2 protein-coding genes are annotated in these 2678 nt (G+C 40.8%); both read left to right on the top strand.

The window, feature by feature from the left end; genetic code table 11:
- Positions 1–458, top strand: a 458-nt coding sequence (locus FNH22_RS31650) for a T9SS type A sorting domain-containing protein (protein ID WP_143402548.1), incomplete at its 5' end; no start/stop codon positions are given.
- A gap of 68 nt (positions 459–526) precedes the next feature.
- Positions 527–2678 (top strand): discoidin domain-containing protein (locus FNH22_RS31645; RefSeq protein ID WP_221420400.1); only part of this gene is annotated, 2152 nt, incomplete at its 3' end.

The following is a 2678-nucleotide window of genomic DNA, read 5'->3' as shown; positions in this document are numbered from 1 at the left end:
ACACACAAGGAGGCTGGTTAACAGCAGAAGCAACCGTTAGTTTAGGAGCAGGAGTAAAATCTATAATTCTAAGTTCTACCAGTAGTATGGGCCTTGCAAAAATAGATTATGTTGAAGTCACCGGACCAAATGTTGCCGTTTCAGGATGTACAAATTCAGCAAGTACAAGTTCAGCAAGAACAAGTTCAGGAACAACGACGCTTGGTGTGGAAACCTCAGACGCTGATGGTGTGCTTTATGCCTACCCAAACCCTATCACCGATGTCCTTAATATAAGAATTAGCGGTTCAACAACAGCACAGTTGGATATAGTCAATTACGCTGGACAAAAAGTGCTTTCTCAAGATATCAAAGGGGCAAGTGCAATTGTTGATTTAAGTAACCTCTCTTCTGGGATCTATATCCTTAAGGTAACAGATGGACAGCACGTGCAGACCAAGAAAATAATTAAAAGGTAAGCTAAAAAAGAACTGCCGGAGATTTTTATCTCCGGTAGTTCTTTTTTTTCACTTTAAATGATATGATCATGAATTTATATAGAAATAGTATTCTAATAGGTATCATTTTGTTTGGTTTACATGCTCACTGCCAAACTGTTGGTCCATGGAATACAAATGTACTGTTTCAAACACCGAGCTATAGTACAACCACAGATGTAGAAGCAGTAGGCATGACTAGCTTGTATTATGAAACTATTGATTATTTAGGAAATCCTGTTGAAACATTTGCTTATTATTCTGCTCCAGATGGCCCTGTACCAGCTGGTGGCTGGCCGGCAGTAGTTTTGGTGCATGGTGGAGGTCACAGTGCTTCTGCCAATTATGTTCGGGTATGGAATGATAATGGTTTTGCAGCTATTGCCATGGATACAGAAGGCAGACTTCCGGTTAAGGTTAATGGCGTACGGGTTGTAGCACCTAAACCAGGCCCAAGAAGAGATGGTGTTTGGGATGATTCTGAATTACCAATAGAAGACCAGTGGTATTACCATGCCGTTGCGTTAATCATTAGAGGCCACTCTCTTATACGTTCGTTTCCTGAAGTAAATCCCAATAAAACAGGTGTTAGTGGTTTTAGTTGGGGAGGTACGCTTACAAGTACAGTAATGGGAGTGGATAATAGGTTTTCATTTGCTGTTCCTGTATATGGCGCTGGATTCTTATCTGAATCTGATGGCCACCAAGGTACAGCGATGTCTGCAGCTGAAGCCGTAGTTGTTAATACTTATTTTGATGGGAGCGTTTATTTTGATAATGTTACCTATCCAACCATGTGGGTTAATGGGACAAATGACCATCATTTTGCCTTAACCACCCAACAAAAATCTTCACGAGCTGTAAATGGCCCTACATTTCTTAGATATACACTAGGAATGGCACATGGAGGAACACCTCCGAGACTGGTTGAAGAAATCTATGCCTTTGCACAAAATGTAGTAAATGGTGCACCAACTTTGCCTGTTTTGGGTAATCCACAAATAGCATCAAACACTGCTTCTGTTACTTTTAGCGCTAATTCAAATGTGACCAGTGGGAAATTATATTACACATTAGATGAGGGTAAATGGAATGAAAGACAATGGAACGAAACCAATGCTAGTGTTTCAGGAAATACCATATCAGCTAATGTGCCATCTGGTGCTACTACTATCTATTTTGGTGCTACAAATTCACTAGGTTATGTAACCTCAGAATACTTGTTAACAGATGGGGCTGACCCAGGAGGAGGAACGGGCAACGTAAACCTTGCCTTAAATGGAACAGCAACACAATCCACAACATTAAATGGTGGTGTAGCGTCACGTGCCATTGATGATAATACCGCAGGAAACTTTGGTTCAGGTAATGGTTCGGTAACAGCTGCTCAAGGGCCTAATGCCTGGTGGGAAGTAGACCTTGGTGATAGTTATAGCATTGATAATATCAATGTGTTTAACAGAACAGATGCTTGTTGTAAAAGTCGCTTATCTGATTTCACGGTATCTGTTATCAATAGCAGTGGTACTACAACCTATACACAAACCATTACAACTGCACCCAATCCTTCTGTAACCCTGGACGCTGGTGGTGCTATTGGTCAGGTTGTTAGAATACAATCCAACCTTACCACTACATTGAACCTCGCAGAAGTAGAGGTATATGGATCTCAATCAAATACAAATACCAACAATACCATAACGATTCAAGAAAATACGACTGGTTTTTGTGATGTGGATGGTGTGATCCAANCGGCTGCTCAAGGGCCTAATGCCTGGTGGGAAGTAGACCTTGGCGATAATTATAGCATTGATAATATCAATGTGTTTAACAGAACAGATGCTTGTTGTAAAAGTCGCTTATCTGATTTCACGATATCTGTTATCAATAGCAGCGGTACTACAACCTATACACAAACCATTACAACTGCACCCAATCCTTCCTTAACACTGGACGCTGGTGGTGCTATTGGTCAGGTTGTTAGAATACAATCCAACCTTACCACTACATTGAACCTTGCAGAAGTAGAGGTATATGGATCTCAATCAAATACAAATACCAACAATACCATAACGATTCAAGAAAATGCGACTGGTTTTTGTGATGTGGATGGTGTGATCCAAAGTGCTGATGCAGGTTATACAGGTATCGGTTATGCCAATACATCTAACGCAATGGGAAGAGCAATAGATTGGGAAATAG

It is taken from the genome of Fulvivirga sp. M361 (genome assembly GCF_007097395.1).
In the GTDB taxonomy this organism is placed as follows: domain Bacteria; phylum Bacteroidota; class Bacteroidia; order Cytophagales; family Cyclobacteriaceae; genus Fulvivirga.
Note: the sequence above shows the minus strand (reverse complement) of the source record. Positions and strands in the feature narration are given on the sequence as shown.